Raw genomic sequence first — 19,931 nt, 5'->3', positions numbered from 1 at the left:
CCGGGATGAAACGCGTTTTGACACTCGCCGCGCTCGTTCTCGCAGCAGGCTCGCTCACCACGACCACATACGCGCAGACCGCCGCCAAGGCGCCGGATCCAGCGCTCGTCGATGCCTATATGAAATCCACCTTCGGCAAGGCGCCGCCGGAGTGGCAGGCGCGCATCGAGCCGGACGAAACGCTGAAGACTTGCAATGCCTATCACAACGAGGTGCCCAGCGCCGAGGCCGAGAAGATCACCGCGCGCGAAATGGCGCGGGTGGTCTATCCCGCCGACGGCAAATTCCTTGGCAACTGGAAGGAAGGCGCGAAGATCGCCAATAACGGCCGCGGCGGCCAGTTCTCGGATCCGCCTGACACCGTTGCCGGCGGCAACTGCTACGCCTGTCACCAGATGGAACAGAAGGAAGTCAGCTACGGCACGCTCGGCCCGAGCCTGACCAATTACGGCAAGGACCGCAAATACGATCCGCAGGAAATCAAGAACGCCTTCACCAAGGTCTACGACTCGCAAGCCATGTTCGCCTGCTCCAACATGCCGCGCTTCGGCGTCAACAAGGTGCTAAGCGAACAGCAGATCAGGGATATTGTGGCTTTCCTGTTCGATCCGGAATCGCCGGTCAACAAGTAACCGAAGCTGAGAGGGGATCGACATGACGATGCGAAACGCATGGATTGCCATTGTCCTGTCGATGCTCGCGTCATCTGCAGTAAAGGCGGAAGAAGCCGTCGTCAGTTACAAGACCCTCGGACTTGAACTGGCGCTCGACGCCGCGCGTGCGGCGCTAAAGGAGTGCCAGAAGCGCGGCTATCAGGTCGCCGTTGCCGTGGTTGATCGCTTTGGCACGCCGCAAGTCCTGTTGCGCGACCGCTTTGCCGGGCCGCACACGCCGCCGACCGCGACCGGCAAGGCATGGACATCAGCGAGTTTCCGTAACAGCACCACCGAACTCAATGCGATCAGCCAGCCCGGCATGATGCAGGCCGGACTGCGCAACCTGCCTGGTGTCGTGATCATCGGTGGCGGCATGATGATCGAAGGCGGCGGCGCGATGCTGGGCGCCATCGGCGTCTCGGGCGCCCCCGGTGGCGATGYGGACGAGGCCTGCGCGAAGGCAGGCATTGCCGCGATCCAGGACAAGCTTGATTTCTAGTTCGCCCGCGCGACTACGCCTGCTTCTTCAGCCATTCCGGAAATGGCGCCGTCTCGTAACCCTTCTGGCGCACATAGCGGAACATCGCCAGAAATTCTGTCGGTTCCAAAAGTCCAGGCATGCGCGCGACTTCCCGCGCCTGCCCGCTTTTCGATGCCAGTCCCGCCACGGTCTCCGGAAAGAACTGGATCGTCGGCGTGAAGCGAATGCCATAGGCTTCGCCAAAGGCCTTCTCGCCGCGCTTGCGACCATCAAAATCGGTCACCTCCCGCGCGCCGATATGATTGAGATGCAGGATCTCGAAATTGTCGCGGATATAGGTCTCGATCTTCGGATCGGTCATGTAGCTCTCATGCATGCGCTTGCAGGCCGGACAGCCCTTGAGCCCCCACATGATGGCGAAGCGCTTGCCCTTGGCGATCGCGCCCGCCAGATCTTCGGAGAGATCGAGAAAGCTCTCAAGATACCAGTCCATCTGATAGAGCCCGTCATCACCGAGCGTCGCCTTTGCCGACGCCGGTGCAGCGCGTAACCCGACCACGCCGAAACCGATGGCCGCGAGCGCATGCCGTCTGGTGATCACGCCAGTTACCTCAGACATTCGATCCTCCCGAGCCACACATCATCCGATCGTGCCGAAGGCCGGAAAGGTCTCCAGCATCCAACCTGAAATCCGCGGCATGGCACCAGTCAAAAACAGAACGCCTGTCAGGACAAGGCCGGCGCCGATCACCTTCTCGATAGCCAGCATATGCTGACGCAGCCGCGCCATCAGCCGCATGAAAGGCCCCGAAAACAGCGAAGCCAGCATGAAGGGAATGCCGATCCCCATCGCATAGGCCGCGAGCAGAAGTGCACCCTGCGCCGGCGCGCCTTCGGCACCTGCGACCATCAGAATAGCCGCCAGCACCGGCCCGACGCATGGCGTCCAGCCGAAGGCGAATGCGAGGCCGACCAGATAGGCGCCAAGAAAGCCCGCCGGTCTGCGCACCGCTTGAAAGCGCGCTTCGCGAAACAACAGCCCGATCCGGAAGACGCCGAGAAAGTGAAGTCCGAGAATGACGATCAACACTCCGGCGATGATGCCCAGTGTCTCGAAATGCGCCGTGATCGCCTTGCCGATGAGCGATGCCGACGCCCCCAGCGCAACAAAGACCGTGGCGAAACCCAGCACGAACGCGAAGGACAATGCGACCACGCGTCCGTTCGGGCGCCAGCCGGCCTGACCACCGCGATCGTCGAGTTCGTCCAGGCTGACGCCTGCCAGAAAGCAGAGATAGGGCGGGACCAGCGGCAGAACGCATGGCGACAGGAACGACAACAGCCCTGCGCCCAGCGCACCAAGGAACGAGATTGAGGACACCACGGCGGATCCGGTTCTGGCATAAATATTCGAATTCGTGTATGTGTAACACATGACGTGGAAATTGCCTCTGAAAACCTCGTTGATCGCGACTTTGTTGGTGATGACTGCGGCGCTGTCGCCGCGCATCGCTGATGCGTCCGAACTCCTGATGTTCGAGCGCGATGGCTGCGTCTGGTGCGCGCGCTGGAATCGCGAGATCGCGCCGGTCTATGACAAGACCGACGAAGCCAAGCTTCTTCCGCTGCGCCGCATCGATATGGATCGCGACAAATCGCCCGGCATCGTACTGGCGTCGCCGGTGCGTTTCACGCCGACCTTTCTGATCGTCGACAACGGCCGCGAGGTCGGTCGCATCACCGGCTACATGAACGACGAATCTTTCTGGAGCCTGCTCGGGAAGTATGCTGCCAGACTGACCAACTCACAGCCCAACGCCAATCGTTCCTGATCCTCTTCAAACATTCGCGGGACACGCACGCTGCCATGGCTTCTATCATCCCATCCGAACTCGAAGACGAACTGCGCGACGGTGCGGAATATTCGCCCGAACTCGATCAGTTGATGCGCAAGGCCCGCAAGGCCAGCAATTTCCTCAAAGCGATCTCGCACGAAAACCGCCTGCTGCTGTTGTGTCTGCTGGCGGAGCGGGAACGGTCGGTGTCCGAACTGGAAAACATCCTGTCGCTGCGGCAGTCAGCCGTGTCCCAGCAACTCGCGCGTCTGCGCTACGACGGCATGGTCGAGACCCGCCGCGACGGCAAGACGATCTATTACAGCCTGGCCAATGACGACGTGCGAAGCGTCATCTCGGTCATCTACGATATCTTCTGCGCCACGCCGGCGCCGACCAAGAAAAAATAACGCCGCCGATCTGGCAGGCGGAGGCGCGCGGCCCGTAAGGCCAGCGCGCCTCACATCGGGAGGAAACCCATGCAGAACATGTCTGCCTGGTTATCGGCGCTGGCTGGCTTTGCCATCGGTGCTGCTGCGGGATTTGCCGTGCGACGCGCGCGCCTTTGCACATTTGGCGCGATCGAAGATGCGTTGATGGGCGGTGACAATCGCCGCCTGAAGATCTTTGGGCTGGCTCTGGGTATCGCCGTGCTCGGCACGCAGGCGCTGATCCTGTCCGGCTTTCTCGCGCCCGAACACACCACTTACGTTCCCACCGCATTGCCCCTCATTGCGATCGTCATCGGCAGCATCATGTTCGGCACCGGCATGGCAATGGTCGGCACGTGCGGCTTCGGCTCGCTGGTCCGGCTCGGCACCGGCGATCTCAGGAGCCTGATCGTGATCCTCGTGCTGGGTGCGACGGCCTATGCCACTCTGCGCGGACTGTTCGCCGATCTTCGCATTGGCGTGCTTGAGCAGCTAGCGATCCGCATGCCGGACGGCATACGCTCCGACTTTGCATCACTGCTGACGCAAGCGACCGGCCGCGATCTGCGCGTGCCGCTCGCCATCATTGTCGGCAGCGGCCTTTGTTGGCTGGCACTCAGCGACAAACGCCTGCGCCGCGCGCCGCGCCTGCTCACTGCCGGTGTCGCACTCGGATTACTCACGATTGCCGGCTGGATTGTCACGGTGGGATTGAACGACGATTTCGCGGGTCCGCCGCGCCCGCAAAGCCTGACATTCGTGTCGACCATCGGAAAAGCACTGTATGCCGGGGTCCTGAATGTCGCGAACTTCGCCGATTTCGGCGTCGGCAGCGTGTTCGGCGTCATTGCCGGTGCATGGGCTGCAGCGTGGTTCGCCGCGGAACTGCGCTGGGAAGCCTTCGACGACGATCACGAAATGCGCCGCCATCTCATCGGCGCCTGCCTGATGGGTGTCGGCGGCATTCTGGCCGGCGGCTGCACCATCGGTCAGGGCATTACCGCAGGATCGATGCTGGCGCTGTCCTGGCCGATCGCCGTCGGCGGCATGGTGCTCGGCGCGCGGATCGGCATCGCTATCCTGGTCGATGGCTCGCCGCGCGACCTCATTCAACGCAACTGGATGCTGCTGGCGCGGAAAGCGCCGCCATCCAAGTAACCGCCGGCATCAAGGCTTGAGGTAGCTCCAGCCGGCTTCCTGCAACTCAATCAGCCGAACCGCGCCCGATGGCACCACCGTCGCCTCGGATACAACACTGATAGCCTTGCCCTCGCGCTTCTCCATGCCCTCTTTGGTATTTCCGCAGGCGATGAATTTGACGCTGGACGGGAAGCTGGCATCGACAATCTGCTTGATGCGGTCCTTCACCGGCGAGGTGTCGTCGCGCAGCATGTGCAGACCTGGCCCATAAGTGACGATCTCGATCTGAACGTCCTCACCCTTCGCCTTGTAGAATTCCATGACGTTTGTCGCGTTGTTCAAAGCCAGATTCATCAGAGCCGGATCGTTCTGATTGACCTGAATGGCGACGCGATGCTCCTTCGCGCCTGCTGCATAAGCGGACAACGCGATCAGCGACAACAGGACGGCTCCGGCAATCGATCTCAACAATGATCGCATCTCAAAATTCCTTTTCAGGGACATACAATTTCAGGGACGCACGATCGTAAAACCGCGCTCAGTCAGATCCAGCAGATGGCCGACGCCGACCTGCACTTCAACCGCATGCGGATTGATCGCCGGCCGCTTGCCGGCGTCCCGCTCAATCGTATCCAGCGTGTTGCCACAGACGCTGAAGCGCACGCCCTGGGTCACCAGACTATCGACCAGCGCACGGTGTTCGTTGGTGTCGCGCAGCAGATCAATGCCGGGGCCGAAGGTGACGACTTCAACCGCCACCTTGTCCGGTCCATAGGCTTTCAGGAGATTGCTGGCGACGCTGAGAACGAGGCGTTCTTTCTTCGGATCGGAATCGGACAGCTGCAAGGCGATGAAATGCTCGGCGAAGGGCTTGTCCGGCGCGGCGTCCTGTTTGGCGGGCCGTGTCTGCGCAATGACCGGGCCCGTTGCAAATGACATCAGCGCAAGGACCGACAAACAGAAAAACAGTCCTCGCCTTTTCATTGCGCACAAAACCTCTGACGATCAGGGGATTGATTAGCAATCGCCCTGCGCCAGCGCAATCAAACTAACGAAGCGGACTAGAGAGGATTTATTGCGTCGCAAACACAGGACGCAGTGCCAGGCCGCGGATCGCAACTGCAGCACCCGCAAAGATACCAGCGGCCGCGACGAAGGATGGCAGTGCGAGCGTGGACACACCTGTCAGCCCCTGCCCGATCGAGCAGCCATAGGCCATCGCGCCACCGATCCCCATCAGCGCGGCACCTGCCATCGAACGGCCCGTATGGCGTGCCGACGTATAGCCCTCGAACTCAAAGCGTCCGGTCAGCAAGGCCGTGAGAAGACTGCCGACGAACACACCCGCTACCAGCGCGATGCCGAAATTCAGCGTCATGCCCGTCGACAGCATGATGAATTGCAGCGTATCGGCAGCCGGCGACACGAATGTGAGCGACGCCACCGGAATCGGATCGAACTCATCGGCACCAAGCCAACCGGTTGTCAGCCAGCCGGCGATCACCAGCAGGCCCATCACGAACCCCGCCGCGAGTTGCCCCGGCGAACGTCGAAACGCACGATGCGACAGTGCAAACACCAACAGCGCACCGCCGACAATCAAAGTTGCTACGACGCGCGCCGTTGCGTCAGGCAGACCGAGCGTACCGAACAGCGACGGAAGAGAATTCACCCCGGGCGTCGTCTGCGTCCATTGCAGGATCGACAGCCGCATCGGCGCGAGCAGGCCCTTCAAGGTCATCTGCGCCGTGACGCCGATGATCGCGATCACGACCAGCGATCGTAGATTCCCCTTGCCGAGCAACACCAGTGCACGCGATGCACAGCCATTCGACAGCACCATGCCCAGGCCGAACAACAGCCCGCCGACGAAGATCAACGGCGCCGAGAATGACGGCTGCAAATAGAGCGACTTGGCGATCTCGACGATCCCAGCGCGGGCAATGAATTGTGTGCCGACAACCGCCACGGCAACCGCCAGCGCGTAGCTGCGGATCTTGCGTCCGTCGTCATGCGCCCACCAGTCGCGCAGGCTGCTCATGAGGCAGAAGCCACTCAGCAGACCGACCACGCCGAAAACGGCGCCAATCGCAAAACCCGCGACAACCGGGAGCGCAAACATCGAATGATCCGAACGTGATTTTGAGGTGATGCAGCCGAATTACTACCGGCAGTTTCAGAAGCGGTCCAGTTGACCCATGATTTAAGGAGGAAGTTCTACAGGCACCGGAAAACAGGAAACATAATTCCATTAGATTGCGGAACGCGATGCATAATGACTATCGCTCTGGGAGCGGCAGAGATCGCCACACTGGTGTTTCGCACCCAATTTTCGAAACGGCATTTTCGATCTTGCCCGGCTCAACACGGGCATAGCGCTCAGTTCTTTGGAGGGCGCGGCAAGCGGATCTGAAGCTTCATCGATCAAAGCAACACCAAGGGCTAGGCTCCCGCGCTCCCGAATAAGGACGGCGGGGCTCGGCGAAGGGTGCACCCCATCGGTCGCACGGCCGTGCAACGCTGAGTTCATGCGACTGAGAAAGTTGAACGAAAACTTTTCCAAGTCAGACCAAGAGATCTTGGAGATGATTTTATGAAGCGACTGCTCGTTTTCACGACGCTGTTTCCGCCACTCGTGCTGTTCGTCTACATCGCAGCCGATCAGTTGTTGCGCGATGGTTTTCCCGACATCGGGTTCCTGGCGTGGCTGGTGGGAATTGCGTATGTGCTCGCCGTCATTCCTGCTTGGTTGACGGCAGGAGTGGACTGGGCGCTTTCTGCCCAGCCGCTTTACGTGCGGCTCATCGCGACGATGCCGGTGGCGGCTATCCTGGCCGAGCTTGTCGCACGCTACATGGGCCAGCCATATTTCGATGTGTCCGTTGCGATAGCGGGAGCAGTTCCAGCCGCGGTGTGTTCGTGGCTGTCAGATAAACCAATGAGAAGCGTGCATGCGTGAGCGAGCTTAGCACCACCACGGTCATGACCCATCTGCGCAAGTCTTCGGCCACACGTGTTGACGCAGCCGCCCCACCACCAAGTTGTCTATTTTTATAGACAACACGCCAATGACTGCGGTAGCGTTTGCAAGCCTTTCGCAGCAATCACGGGGTGTGTTTCAGTCGTGGCCTACAATATCTACGGGACCCCTCACGGGCAGCCGGAGAAGGTCTGCTACGGAACCGTACAGACCCTCGATCAGACGGCGAGCGAGCTACGGAAGCTGCGTGAAGCTGGCGTCTTGGACGTCTACGCTATTGGCTTCGATCCCGAGACCGCCAACCTGCGGAAGCCGCCGTCGGACCCCAAATCGAATTAGGCAGGCGCGTTCGGAACCAGGCAAATATGCGCTGCTTGAAGCGAACAAACACCGAAAATACAATTGCTTACAGGATTACTGACAAGCCGCCGCCCCGCAGGGCCAATTCGTCAACGATGTGAAAATGGTGGGGGAAGAAGGACTCGAACCTTCGAAGTCATAAGACGGCTGATTTACAGTCAGCTCAATCATATGAACTGGCATGAAATGGGAAGCATTCTTGTTGATTTATGGCGCTTATTAGCATTTGATGGCTGATTAATAGGAACGGGAATGAAGTGAAACGCCTTCGCAGCGCTTCCCATGTGCTTCCCAATTCCATATGAGGCAGCCCATGAAATTTACGGAAGCGAACGTCAAGGCTTTCAATGCCCCCGCCGGTAAAGCCGACCATATCGAATTTGACGATGCCATGCCGGGTTTCGGCTTAAGGGTTCGGGAAAGCGGGAACAAATACTACATTGCACAGTACCGCGTTGGCTCGAAATCCGGCCGGACGACTTTGGGAAATGTCGCGAAGGTCAGCCTAGCCGATGCGAAAATTCACGCCAAAAAGGTGTTCGACCAAGTGGCCGCTAAGATCGACCCTGCTGCCTCGCGGGCCGAAAAGGCTGCGCAGGTCTCGGACACATTCGGCCGATATGTGGACCGTTTTCTCGAAAATTTTAAAGCGGAATGGGCCACCAAATATTACAGCGACAACGTTCGCGCCATAAAAGTGCATTTCAAGAATTTACACGCCAAGCCAATCAAAACCATCACCCGCGCCGACGTTGCCACCGAGCTTGCCGCGATCAATTTAATCGGCAAAACGACCATGAACCGCTCCCGCGCTGTCCTGTCAAAATTCTTCAACTGGGCTATCGGTGAGGGCGTCTGCGAATACAACCCCGTCGAGAAAACGAACAAGAACACAGAAACTCAACGAGACCGTGCGCTATCTCCCGCCGAGCTACAGAAGGTGTGGAACGCAGTTGAAGCACTACCTACGGACGAACGGAACGTCTTTCAACTCATGGTTTTGACGCTCCAACGTGAAGATCAAATCGGCTCGTTGAGAGTTGACGAAGTAAACTTTGAAGAACGCCGTCTGGAATTCAAACGACAGCGGGTCAAGAACAAGAAAGGCGGCAAGCACATAATCCCTTTGGGACCGCTGGCGTTCGCGCTGTTGTCGTCGATTGACGTTACAAATCGGACAATGGTTTTCGGTCGATGGGACACGGGTTTTGCAAATTACAGTCATATGAAAGAGAAAATCGACGCTATAGCTAAACTTAACGAGCATTGGGTTCTGCACGATTTGCGGCGCACGGGGAAAACCGCCATGAGCGAAGACCTCGACGTAATTGGTGAGGTGTCTGAGTCGATTCTCAATCATTCAAAAAAAGACATGGATCGCGTCTATAACAACGCGAACTATCTTAAGCAGAAGCTCGACGCGTTGACTCGCTGGGAAGCTCACGTCATGGCAATCGTCGGACAGGCCGCGTGATCGCCCTTCGCCGCTAATAAAACGCCGCCGGCTATTGGGCACGGCGGCTATCCATTCAGACGACGACCCATTCGCCTTGGCGCATATGTCGCGCCTTGATCGTACGGCCTTCTTCTAGCGCGGCAAACTGCGCGTACGGAACCGCGCACTCCGTCTGTCCGGCATGACCAATAGACTTCGGTCCATTTGTCCGTATTGCAGGCGCGCGCCCTGCTCCATCGCTTCCAGAATTTCGGATGTTGTAACCATCGCCTGCTGGACCGGCGTTGCACGCTCCTGTTTGACTTTCCAAAGATATAGGAACGGACTGCACGCAATCCAAGCGTGCGATTGGGTCCAACGGCTAGCCCGGCATGCATGCCAAGCCATCCCTCGCGGATGGATAGTAGGAGCCGCCATTGCCGCTCCACCCGTTTCGGCCGGTAGCCGGCATTTCCACCCCAGAAAGCTAATGAATCAAAAAACTGATTGCGTGAAATCTCTATCCGCACACCTGCGCCGGACGGCATCTTGGCGCCGGTCTATCGCCGCCAAATTCCCCGGCGACCCTCGCAACGTTCGCGCCGCCGAAGCTCTGGACGGCCTCGCCACGGCCATCATGGACCTTTCCGATGCGCAATGGTGCCGGCTCGAAGAGCATTACTCTTGGGCCAGTGAAAAATGGGCCGTGGCAGTCAACGACGCCAGCCGCCTCGTTGGCTTTCAGCCGGCCACCATGACCGTTGCCGGGTTTGTCGCCGTCCTGACCGGACTGCTTCGGGTTGAGGTGGCAGCTTGATAAACGCCAAGAAAAAGCCAGAAGACCAAGCCCACGATAACGACAACATGTCTAAAGCCGAAATGCGCGAAGCCGCGCTTCGGCACGTCTTCGCCGGATGGGCACATACCGACAGCCTAGCTGACGCGCACATGGTGGCATTTGAATTGGGAACGTTGGTCGGCAACAACGTTGCAGATTACGAACGGACCAAGAGGTCGCAGGAATTCCACCTGCGAATTCGGGACATAGGTGAAGATCATTGGCGTGATATTCACCTGTCCTTCTCGGCCGGTCGCGCCACCGATATCGGGCGGGACAACCTAACCCGCCGCTATCAAGCCAAAGGCGCCAGCAAAAGCCCGACCGTCAAAGCCACGCCGTTTGTCTACGTGGACCCCAAGGCCATCCCAAAGCGGGAATGCCTCTATGGTGGCCACCTGTACCGAAAATATCTATCGGCCACCTTCGGCGCTGGCGGTAGCGGCAAATCTACCGCGAAGATCAGCGACGCATTGGCCATGGCGACGGGCAAGCCGTTGCTCGGCCATGCGGTTGAACGACCCTTAAAATGTTGGATTGTGAATCTGGAAGACCCCCTGGACGAGACGCAACGAAAGCTGGTCGCGGCCATGAAGCACTTCCGCGTTACTGCCGAAGAGCTTGGCGATAACCTTTTCGTCGATAGCGGCCGTGAGCAATCGTTCTGTGTGGTCAAGAACGACGGCAAGGGCACGACGATTGTCGAACCTGTCGTATCGGCGATCATCAACGAAATCATCGACAAGGAGATCGACGTTCTAATCGTCGATCCCTTTGTATCGACCCATTCGGTTGAGGAAAACGCCAATTCTCAAATCCAGCAAGTCGCCGAACAGTGGGTTCGTGTGGCGAATGCCACCAACGCCGCTGTTGAACTGATCCATCACATCAACAAGAGCGCCGGGGACGGCAGGGCCGAAGTAACTGCCGAGTCCGGTCGTGGTGCCGGCGCTCTCAAGGACAAGGCGCGCAGCGTCCACACAATAAACGGCATGACGGCGCAAGAAGCGGAAAAAGCGGGAATTGATGCGAACGACCGATTTGACTACTTCCGTGTGAACAACGGCAAGTCCAATCTGGCCCGTCGCACAGGCCATTCCGATTGGCGCCGGCTCATCTCGATCGATCTAGGCAACGGTGGCAACTTCTACACGCCGGGCGACAGCGTTGGAGTCGCCACGCCATGGCGATGGCCATCCGAGACGGTCACAGACGTGCCGGCCGATCAGCTTGCTGAGATCAAGCGGCGCATTGCTGCCGGCCAGTTCAAGGCGCATTGGCTTGCGACCGATTGGGCGGGGTTCGTCTTCGCGGCCGTCATGGGCATCGAACTGCGCGACAACGTGGCCAAACGCCGGCTGGATGCCACCATTCAGCGTCTCGTTGCGGAAGGTCATTTCAAGATCGTGCATCGCGCTGACAAGACACGGCACGAAAAGCCGTATCTGGAAGTTGCGGCGCCAGGATCAGAAGACACTGACGCAGAGTAACGCACTGACGCGCATGCGTGCGTTACGGGTGGTGTCCCCCCTTAGGGGACACCACCCACCAACGCACGCAGATAGTATTGAACAGACTTTCGCGGATCGGCCGGTCACAGCAGCCTTTGATAGTAAGAACGATCGAGGCCAACCAATCAAGAATTGGCCTGACAGAGTTGAAGCAAAACGCGATTTCAAATAGTACTTTTAACTGTAGCGAAGTTGCGAGCGTTGCCCGTTAAGGGTAGACGCATGCCAGTGACCCGTAACGTTCTGACATCGAGGCGGTGGACGTTACGGCTGATACTACCACACCGAATTCGATCTTCCCTTACGCAACTCTAAATCTCCGCCGCAGAAACGCGCGGCATGTTCGGCCACGTCATGATTGCGTGGCCTTTTCTTCACAACGTGCGCGAACGCCATTCGCGCCGAAGGATGACTCATGGATTTTGACGACGACGATCAGCTCGACAGCGACAATGCCTCCGTGGACTTGCACGAAGGCGATCACAGCCACCGCATCAGAGGCAAAGCCGCTCTGAAAAAGCGGTACGGTCGGACCGTGGACGATGCGGCAACGGAACGCGAAACCGACATTAACCCGCTTGCCCATGTCTTCGAAGAAATCCCATCCACGACGACATCGGATTCGCCCAACCCTTTGGTTCGCAACGTCGATGACGACACCCGCAAGCAACAGGACGCGACAAGGTTAGCGTCGGCAAAGAGGGCATTTGACATGACACAGCTAAACGAACTCTGCGCAGTGCCAGCCACGCTACTTGTCCCCGCCAATGATAACTCGGTCGGTTTCAAGAACACGGAGTCATGGCCGCTTGAAGAGGCCATCAAACGCTCGGGCAAAGCTAATGCCCCGGAATTGCTGGGGACCGCCCATTTCGTCCGCGACGTGTATGATGCGGCGTTTGCCGACCCGCTTGCGGACGCCATCCACCGCCCCGGTAAGGTGTCCACACCTGACTTCGGCGTGCAGCGCAGTGCATCCGGCGAAGTCCTCTATGAACACGGCCGAACGCTGGATCGGAAAAGGAGAGCCTACGATGGCCGCCTATCGAAGCGAGGCAAACCCCGACCGTCCGCAAAGGATGGCGAAGAAGGTGCGATCAGGCACGACGGTTTTGCCCGCAGGGTAAAAAAGCCACCCGTGGACACCCCCTTTAACGCGATACACGACGACCTGTTTCCGCAACGGAAGATCGATGCGCAGAACGATCTGCGCGACATTCTTGCGGCAGTTGGTCCGCTTTGGGGGCCGCTGGTTGACGCTTGTTGCCACAACCTAACATTCGCGGAGATTGCCGCGAAGAAAGGTTACAAGCGTCCGGGCGAAGGTTCCGTATTGGTGTGGGAGGCATTGGAAGCCGCACATGCCGCAATCGAGGCAAAGCACACCGCAGCGAATTACCGGGAATACGTGAGCAAGAGCGGCCTTCCGGTATCGCCCAAACGCGGCGTGCGGCTTGCCGCCTAGAGCGGCTTGCACGCCAAAACGGTCGCTACGGATAGAGAGTGAAGGGACGCGATGGCGTCTCTTCACTCGGCTTGCACACCAAACCGCGTGCCGAGGATTGATAGTGAGGGGCCATTCTGCCCCTCCACCGCAACCAAGGAGTCTGCACTTAATGGTGTCAGCTATTACACGAGCGTTGGCCCTCTACACTGGAACGCCCCTGGAAAAGGTCGAAGGCATCGCGAACGCGCTGATTGCCTCCGGCGCATGGGATGAACCTGATCATCCACTAACTTACCTGCTTCTCGCAGTGATGGCAGAAGCGACGCCGAAGACCGCAACTTCCGTGGCTCGGCATTACTATCACCTTCCAGGCGATGACGAGCATACGCTTGGCGAGCTTGTCGATTCGATGGTTGAAGTATTCCTCCGAAAAGAACGCCGGCTGCTCTCGCTATACGCCTACTGGTCGCGGATTGAGGTATTCACGAACGTCCCCGCTGTGCGCATTCACACGAAATGCCACGAAGGCGACTTTGAGACGCTGTACTGCCGCGACGGCTGGGAGAACAGCGGCTCGCACCGATACTCAATCATGGCAGGAACAACGCTGTTTGACATCGTCGCCTATCTATCGTTGAGCGCCACCGTTGCCTGAGAAGCGATTGTATCTCCCGCTCGCGGTCAAGTCAGCGGGCGCCGGCCAGTTTAGCGCATATGCCTCGACGTTCGACGGCGCGCCCGACACCTACGGCGATGTGATCGCACCCGGTGCATTCTCCGCGTCGATTGCCGAACACCGCGCGGCAGGAACGATGCCCGCGTTGTTATGGCATCACGACACGTCCGCTCCAATCGGCAAGATTACCAGCCTCTTCGAAGACAAAAAGGGACTTCGCATAGATGGAGTCCTCGCCATCGGCTCATCGCTGGGCGACGACGCTTACGCCTTGATGAAGGTTGACGCTCTTTCGATGTCGATTGGCTACAGCGCGACCCGGTTCTCGCCAATGGGCAAGCGCGGTCGCCGCCTGGAAGCTATCAAGCTTTCAGAAGTCAGCGCGGTGGCCATGCCGGCTAACGTCAACGCAAAGATAATCTCAGTCAAAAGCCACGCCACGGATGCAGACCATATCCGTCGCGTTAATGCGGCAATCGCTGCCAACGTTCTATTTCACCAGATCATCGCAGCATCGCGAGAGATCGACAATTCAATCTAAGGATTTGCACTTAATGCCCATGGCACACGAAGCCACTGACTTCGACGTTACCGACGCACTCGATACTCTGACCAAGACGACGACTTCCGCGTTCGACACCTTGACAACGCGGCTTGATAAGCTCGAAGCGAAAGCTCGTCGGCCCGTCGCCGCGAATGACAATTTTTATCCGGTCGCGGCAAACGACAATGGAGCGCCAACCGAAGCAAAGTCCTTCAATAGCTATCTGCGGCGTGGAGACAATGGCGTTGGCGCTGACGAAGCAAAAATGCTCCGAGCAGGCGTGGCACCGCAGGGCGGTTATCTTGCGCCCGCCGAGTTCACAACAGAGTTTATTCGCGACCTTACGCTGTTCTCGCCAGTTCGTGCCCTTGCAACCGTCAAGCAGACCTCGCACGGGTCCGTGACGTTGCAGAAGAGGACTGGCATCACAAACGCCAAATGGAAAGGCGAAGCTGCGACACAGGAAGGTAGCGAACCGTCGTTCGGCCAGCTTGAGATCGTTGCACGTGAACTGAACACCTATGTGGATTTGTCCAATCAAGTCTTGCAGGATGCGGTCGTTGACATTGATTCCGAGGTACGGTTGGCACTGGCCGAGGACTTTGGCCAGAAAGAAGCCGTGGCCTTCGTCAAGGGCGACGGCGTGACCCAGCCGGCTGGCATCATGACCGACGCAGGCGTCGGCTACGTACCCAACGGTCACGCGACAAACCTTTCGGCCGACGCGCTGATCAACATGGTCTATGCGTTGCCGGCGTTCTACCGCAATCGCGGCACGTTCGTACTCAACGGCTCTACGCTGGCGGCCATTCGCAAGTTGAAAGACACGACTGGCCAGTACCTATGGCAGCCGGCCTATCAGGCGGGTCAGCCGGAAACGATTTTGGGCCGACCTGTGGCGGAAGCCGTGGATATGGACGACGTAGCGTCCGGGGCATTTCCCGTCCTCTTCGGCGACATCGGGACGGCATATCGCATCATAGATCGCACCGACCTGTCGGTCCTCGTCAATCCATACCTGCTGGCAACAAACTCAACGACCCGAATGCATGCCAGCCGACGCGTCGGCGGTGGCGTCGTTCAGGCCAATGCCGTTAAGAAGCTCAGAATGACAACCAGCTAACGAATGCACCGGCCGGCGATAAACGCCGGCCGGGGGGCATTTGATCTCTGGCAATTGAAGGGTTCGCAGCGGCCGAAGGAAAATTTCGCGTATCCGCAAAATGGGATTCCAACGAATAGACGTTCTTCGCTGCGGCACCCAAACGGAGACCAAATAGGCTTACGAATCTGCGGCACAATTAGTTGACCGCTATGTTCGGTAACCTAAGATGAACTCTAACGCTACTGTCTCCCAGCCTCGACGGTCGGGCATTAATTTGTCGTAGAAGTGCGTCAATATAGTCATTGTGCCTCTGGGGCTCAAAACCATCTGCGTGCGCTCCCATCGCGATTAGAAGGTCAAGCCCATTCGGATGCTTGGCGATGCGCTGATAAAGAGTCTTTAGATTTAAGCCAAGCGACATTCGGGGCGCCAATTGCTCCACGAGATTTGGAATATCGCTCGCAGCCCAACGATCGGTTGCCAATTGCAGAATGGCCAACGAAACACGAATGGAGTCGCTGTCATTTGGGTAACCGGTCAAATGAGAGATTTCGATAGAAGTGAGATCGACCTTCGACAGCAAAACGTACTTCGCGATAAAGACCAGCAGCCCCCGAAGATCGCTGTTCTTTACGAACGTGGCGACCATTCCAACGGCAGGCGACTTACCAAATGTAAAATTCAAAGAAATAAACTGAAAGTCATTGCTTCGCGCGAGGTTATCCAGATATGCGAGATACTTCTCGTTATCTAAGGGAGTCCATCCAGTCTCAAGCAGCTCCCGAAGCGTGTTTGTATCAGGGGGCGCAGATGCGTCACAGACCTCTTGCACTATCTGATCCAATAGCCTCTTGACGCCGACCGAGTCTTCGGTGAGCGTTGGGTTGTGCAGCATGAAGAATGTCGCATTTAGCAAACGAGATCGGGGTTCGTCATCAAGAACTTCGCAAGTCGCTTCGATCAAATCACGAGCGCGCTTTGTGTCGAGAGGCGAATGTGAGAGTTGGAGTCGAGTTAAGGGAGGGATGCCCAGCTTTCCAATTCCTCCGCCAATCGATATCTTTCGGTTCGACGCGACTAAATCCGTTTTTGTTAATCCTTTAGACCATCTCCGTTCGGTACGAAGCCAATCATCCGGGCCGCCGAATGCATTGTTTAATACAAGCTCGGCGATTGACGCGAACGTATTTGTCCCAGTCTTGAGAGCGATTGCAGACTGCAATATCCAGGGAAAATAGTTCACGAAGGCGCGATATTGATCGAAAGAACCGAGCGCTTCTAGAGCGTCTGCCAACGACTTCTTAGTCGGCTTACGAGCCAGCTCTGACACCTTTTGAAGCGGCTCCCAACCAGAGCCTGCTGGTGGAGTGCGTCGAAACTCGTAAAGATGACCGTCCGCAATCGGCATCAACGCGCTGGTTAGCCCGTGCGCACCGTCCTCTGCGGTGGGAACAATTGTAATTCTTTGCAAGCGACTGCGGTGCTCTCGGACCGCAGAATAAGCTAAGGGGAGGACAGAAATTGTCTCAATGAATTCCGACCCATTCATCGACAGGATTGCAGTCTGCCGAGATTGCGTTAGCCGAAGTGCTTCGATTGGTCCCGCTCGCCATTGGTCATCTCGTATCTTCGAACGCAGGCGATCCGTGCAGTGGCGCAAATTCAGCAACGGAACTAGAACTAATGCTTTTATTGGATCAGTCGGCCAGTGTTCAATAATAAGAGCCTCCGACCATTCGCGGGCGTTTTTGAGGAGTTCAAAGGCCAACTTAAATGCGCCCTGCGCTGCTAAAGTCGTCCCTTGCCTGAGGCGATCACGCAGTTGCTCTTCGAAGATATCACGCGTTGCGCCTGAAAACTGATCCACGAGGGCAGCCGGAACAACGTCTGGGCAGAGATCAATTACGGTGAAGGCACGGCGGAGTAGACTTTTGCGATATTTTGGCGCTGATAGCGAGATGCCGTCGGTCAGCAGTTCCAGAGCAAGGCGGCCGCCTGCCCGAACAATCCGGTACTCGTCACCAAGGTCGCCCGCATCCAAACTATGACAGAGCGCGACAATGTCATCTCTATAGTAGCCAAAGTCAGTGTCTGAAAAGACTTTGCTTGCCGCAATCCTGAGCACGTTTCGCCAATGAGAGCCTGTTGATATCTCGCGAAGCCTCTCAACCAAGTTCGCTGGCGAAGCGGTCGTTATCTGCCCGGCTGCCATGAATTCTTGTAGTGATCGGACGTCAAACGCGATTTGATCGGCTACCCGCGCTGCCAGAAATACGAGCCGGTCAGTCGCAGCCGTCTTAAGCAGGTCCGCAATCCGCTCGACATCAGTCTCGGGAAATTCATCATCGGTCAGAATCTGTTTGATGATTTGTTTAAGCTGGTCGGGTGAAAAATACGAGACGGATTTGCCCTCTTTCTCCGCCTCCACGTGGAGGAGAAAGCCGACTCTTTTGTGCAAAAGGTCTATCTGCTGCTTATAATCCCGAACAATAGAATGCGGCTTCTGCGCTTCTCGATCTCTCAAAAGAGTATAGTATCGGTCAAAGAGTTCCCACCGATCTTTCGGAACGGCTCCCTTTAAAAGGACAATTCCAAAGAGGATCGCGATCTGCAATGGACTAGTTAGAAGAGACTTTGTCGCTTCCTCGTTCGCTGCTACACTAATAGCATCGACGACATCTTGGCGAGAAGCGGGGTTCGACAGTCGGACTTCTGACAGGCGCTGCGATAATTTACTGATATGCGGCTTTTCGAGACCCGCTAACTCCCAATGTTCCCAGTAGATGGGGTCCAAGTCGTTGTTGTAACCCTGCGGCCGCGTCGTAACGATGACTAAGGTATCGGCGTTCGCCAAATGTAGATCGTCCCAAAAGGCTTCGATACTGTCGATCAATTGCCGTCTATTCGCAGTCTGGGGAACTTCGTCCAAGCCATCTAGCACAATCAAAGACGGACATGTGCCAAGCCAGTCGCGAACATCACTCGGCGTTATGCGGGTGTCGATCTTCTGAACTAGTCGATCACACAAGAACGCTATAAGCGATAGCGTCCCCCCTTGATCCAATGTTCGCTGAATCGCATCGGCGAAGTCAGGAAGATTAACGCGCATTGGGAAGCGCGTCGGACGATTAAAGGTCAGTTCCTCAATTTCGGCTCGCGCCAAAATAGGTGGGATCAAGTCAGAGACTTTCGGATTGATCGCCGACGGCTGATGAGCTTGCAGCAGTCGTCCCCGCTCAAGCTGCATGATAAACTGAGTTAAGGTCGATTTCCCTTGGCCCGGGCCGCCTAAAATGACGATCCTGTTACGTAAGGGAATTCCCTTCCTTCGATTGGCGTGAATCAAGGCCGGTTCTAATTTGTCGGAAGCTCTGATCAAGACTTTGCGAACGACGTTCAGCGAGGCAGCGTCATGCTTTGTTACTTCGTCTTCGTCAAATAAATTAGGGTGTTGTGAGGCTTCCGCCACGATTGGCAAATCAACGAAAACGTCTTCAAGATAGATGGCTTTCTCCGGCTCTTGACCGGCATCTTTCAATCTGACGTCGCGCTCATTTCTCAAGTCTCTTGCAAGGGCAAGGGGAAGCAACTTCGTCAAATTGGGACGACCGAGCCGCTCGACCAAGTTAGCAAGCACATCGCTAGGGGTTAGCCAAGCGGTATAAGCCCGACGAATGTCCTCAGCATCTTCCAAAAGGGCGCGAAGTTCATCAGCAGCCCAGACGGCGTATCGCTTGATACCAATTATACTACGGTAATCCTCGAATACTTTTTCAATCTTAGCCTTCCCTCCTTTATCGGCGACCGACGAGAGTGTCACGTTCGATACCAAAAGATAGAACTCGGGAGCACGTAGGGATCGTGCTGGATCAAGGAATTTTTCGAGATCGTGCGCCAATTGATCCGCGAGCCACTTTGCATCGTCAGAATTGTGTCTCAAATGCTCGCGACATTTTGCTTGAACGACGGTGTATCCTTTCCATCGATCTACCGTACTTGGGAAAGGGATCTCCCCCTCAAAGGTGGCTTCTCTCGCGCCGTCGGGACCAGCTCCGAACACGATGGTGCCTGGCCCAAAGGTGTGAACGCAGAGTGCCTGAACCAAACATTCAAAAGCTTGAGGCGAAAAATTATCGAAATGAACTGCCATATCTGTCCCGAATCGGAGAGCGACCAAACCGATTGATAATTCTCGGGCTGCCTATGGTTGTAAAGAGTTGCGAAATTTATCGCGGGGCGAACAAGTGCTCTACCATACTAAGCATCCAAGTTTGAGCACCGAGACTTCCGTATCAGACGGTCAGCCTACCCAGCTCGCTTCACAACGTCATTCGAATGATCGCTGCGTGTAGAAGCCGCAAATCTTAGCGTTGATGCACGCGCCAAGTCGGCTTCCAACAGTTCGTTGGCACACAGCAGCGCTTTGACCGCGCCCCGCGCATCCCCGCCGCATTGGGCGATGATTGCCGAACAAGCGGCGTCATAGGCATCG

Annotated in this window: 19 protein-coding genes; 13 read left to right on the top strand and 6 right to left on the bottom strand. The window is 57.1% G+C overall.

Annotation, left to right across the window (positions count from 1 at the left end; translation table 11 throughout):
* Positions 1-5: 5 nt before the first annotated feature.
* Both soxX and AC1DUY_RS21820 read left to right on the top strand, forming a co-directional pair.
* Positions 6-632 (top strand): sulfur oxidation c-type cytochrome SoxX, encoded by a 627-nt coding sequence (gene soxX / locus AC1DUY_RS21825; protein ID WP_441230044.1) that lies wholly within the window; start codon positions 6-8, stop codon positions 630-632.
* 22 nt (positions 633-654) lie between these two features.
* A complete protein-coding gene (locus AC1DUY_RS21820; protein WP_478117008.1) occupies positions 655-1,155 on the top strand; it encodes a GlcG/HbpS family heme-binding protein in 501 nt (166 codons plus the stop codon).
* Positions 1,156-1,168: 13 nt separating this feature from the next.
* Here AC1DUY_RS21820 and AC1DUY_RS21815 read toward each other — a convergent pair whose 3' ends face one another.
* Together AC1DUY_RS21815 and AC1DUY_RS21810 are read right to left on the bottom strand one after the other, a co-directional pair.
* On the bottom strand, positions 1,169-1,756 hold the full coding sequence (locus AC1DUY_RS21815; protein WP_441230046.1) for a SoxW family protein: 588 nt from the start codon (positions 1,754-1,756) through the stop codon (positions 1,169-1,171).
* A gap of 21 nt (positions 1,757-1,777) precedes the next feature.
* Positions 1,778-2,521: a cytochrome c biogenesis CcdA family protein gene (locus tag AC1DUY_RS21810; RefSeq protein WP_441230047.1), complete on the bottom strand. Its 744-nt coding sequence runs from the start codon at positions 2,519-2,521 to the stop codon at positions 1,778-1,780.
* Positions 2,522-2,570: 49 nt separating this feature from the next.
* Here AC1DUY_RS21810 and AC1DUY_RS21805 point away from each other — a divergent pair, with 49 nt between their 5' ends.
* The 3 genes from AC1DUY_RS21805 to AC1DUY_RS21795 all read left to right on the top strand — a co-directional run bounded on the left by AC1DUY_RS21805 (position 2,571) and on the right by AC1DUY_RS21795 (position 4,561).
* Positions 2,571-2,969, top strand: a complete 399-nt coding sequence (locus AC1DUY_RS21805; RefSeq protein WP_441230048.1) for a thioredoxin fold domain-containing protein — start codon at positions 2,571-2,573, stop codon at positions 2,967-2,969.
* Positions 2,970-3,004: 35 nt separating this feature from the next.
* Complete coding sequence (locus AC1DUY_RS21800) at positions 3,005-3,382, top strand: ArsR/SmtB family transcription factor (protein WP_068731992.1); 378 nt, start codon at positions 3,005-3,007, stop codon at positions 3,380-3,382.
* Between the two features lie 69 nt (positions 3,383-3,451).
* Entirely contained in the window at positions 3,452-4,561 is a 1,110-nt protein-coding gene (locus tag AC1DUY_RS21795) for a YeeE/YedE family protein (RefSeq protein WP_478117004.1), read from the top strand.
* Between the two features lie 9 nt (positions 4,562-4,570).
* Here AC1DUY_RS21795 and AC1DUY_RS21790 read toward each other — a convergent pair whose 3' ends face one another.
* From AC1DUY_RS21790 to AC1DUY_RS21780, 3 genes are all read right to left on the bottom strand, one after another.
* A complete protein-coding gene (locus AC1DUY_RS21790; RefSeq protein WP_184518027.1) occupies positions 4,571-5,023 on the bottom strand; it encodes a DsrE family protein in 453 nt (150 codons plus the stop codon).
* 30 nt (positions 5,024-5,053) lie between these two features.
* The gene (locus AC1DUY_RS21785; protein WP_478117001.1) at positions 5,054-5,527 is read right to left on the bottom strand and encodes a DsrE family protein; all 474 of its coding nucleotides are present in this window, start codon (positions 5,525-5,527) and stop codon (positions 5,054-5,056) included.
* Between the two features lie 88 nt (positions 5,528-5,615).
* A complete protein-coding gene (locus tag AC1DUY_RS21780; RefSeq protein ID WP_478116999.1) occupies positions 5,616-6,665 on the bottom strand; it encodes a YeeE/YedE family protein in 1,050 nt (349 codons plus the stop codon).
* Positions 6,666-7,136: 471 nt separating this feature from the next.
* Here AC1DUY_RS21780 and AC1DUY_RS21775 point away from each other — a divergent pair, with 471 nt between their 5' ends.
* The 8 genes from AC1DUY_RS21775 (at position 7,137) to AC1DUY_RS21740 (ending at position 15,457) form a co-directional block, all read left to right on the top strand.
* A complete protein-coding gene (locus AC1DUY_RS21775) occupies positions 7,137-7,502 on the top strand; it encodes a hypothetical protein (RefSeq protein ID WP_478116997.1) in 366 nt (121 codons plus the stop codon).
* Between the two features lie 694 nt (positions 7,503-8,196).
* Positions 8,197-9,357: a tyrosine-type recombinase/integrase gene (locus AC1DUY_RS21770; protein ID WP_478116995.1), complete on the top strand. Its 1,161-nt coding sequence runs from the start codon at positions 8,197-8,199 to the stop codon at positions 9,355-9,357.
* 451 nt (positions 9,358-9,808) lie between these two features.
* Entirely contained in the window at positions 9,809-10,135 is a 327-nt protein-coding gene (locus tag AC1DUY_RS21765; RefSeq protein WP_478116993.1) for a hypothetical protein, read from the top strand.
* 47 nt (positions 10,136-10,182) lie between these two features.
* Positions 10,183-11,646, top strand: a complete 1,464-nt coding sequence (locus tag AC1DUY_RS21760) for an AAA family ATPase (protein WP_478116991.1) — start codon at positions 10,183-10,185, stop codon at positions 11,644-11,646.
* 436 nt (positions 11,647-12,082) lie between these two features.
* Complete coding sequence (locus tag AC1DUY_RS21755; protein WP_478116989.1) at positions 12,083-13,132, top strand: hypothetical protein; 1,050 nt, start codon at positions 12,083-12,085, stop codon at positions 13,130-13,132.
* 151 nt (positions 13,133-13,283) lie between these two features.
* A complete protein-coding gene (locus AC1DUY_RS21750; protein WP_478116987.1) occupies positions 13,284-13,769 on the top strand; it encodes a hypothetical protein in 486 nt (161 codons plus the stop codon).
* A 7-nt stretch (positions 13,770-13,776) separates the two neighbouring features.
* On the top strand, positions 13,777-14,331 hold the full coding sequence (locus AC1DUY_RS21745; RefSeq protein WP_478116985.1) for an HK97 family phage prohead protease: 555 nt from the start codon (positions 13,777-13,779) through the stop codon (positions 14,329-14,331).
* Positions 14,332-14,350: 19 nt separating this feature from the next.
* Positions 14,351-15,457 carry a phage major capsid protein gene (locus AC1DUY_RS21740; RefSeq protein WP_478116983.1) on the top strand — a complete coding sequence of 369 codons (1,107 nt, stop codon included), beginning with the start codon at positions 14,351-14,353 and terminating at the stop codon, positions 15,455-15,457.
* Positions 15,458-15,635: 178 nt separating this feature from the next.
* Here AC1DUY_RS21740 and AC1DUY_RS21735 read toward each other — a convergent pair whose 3' ends face one another.
* Positions 15,636-19,589 (bottom strand): NACHT domain-containing protein, encoded by a 3,954-nt coding sequence (locus tag AC1DUY_RS21735; protein ID WP_478116980.1) that lies wholly within the window; start codon positions 19,587-19,589, stop codon positions 15,636-15,638.
* Positions 19,590-19,931 lie beyond the last annotated feature (342 nt).

The sequence above is a fragment of the Tardiphaga sp. P4_G1 genome (assembly GCF_056401215.1).
This window is presented reverse-complemented; position numbering and strand designations above follow the sequence as displayed.